The sequence below is a fragment of the Erwinia sp. PME.40.26/001 genome (assembly GCF_055556675.1).
In genome coordinates, this window is sequence record NZ_JBVHNP010000205.1 from 1 (window position 1) to 267 (window position 267).

The window sequence follows — 267 nt, forward strand, 5'->3', positions numbered from 1 at the left end:
GAGCTTGATCGTCAGACGATTCATACAGAAACATTGCAGGATCCCAATATTGATCGTAGTCGCAATCTGTCCAGCTTATATGCTGGTTATGCCCAGACGTTGGGGCAACATCAAGTTCAGTTAAATGGCCGGATTGATCACACCAAAGACTTTGGAACAGCGGCCACTTATTTATTGGGCTATGGTTATCATCTCAATCCAAATATTAAACTTATTGCCAACGTGTCTTCTGCATTTACCGCACCGTTATTGGGGCAACTTTATGCG

The 267-nt window shown here is 43.4% G+C and carries 1 protein-coding gene; it reads left to right on the plus strand.

All coding sequences use genetic code 11. The annotated features are described in order from the left end of the window. Positions 1 to 267 (plus strand): TonB-dependent receptor domain-containing protein (locus ACZ3HG_RS23855; protein WP_465334866.1); only part of this gene is annotated, 267 nt, incomplete at both ends.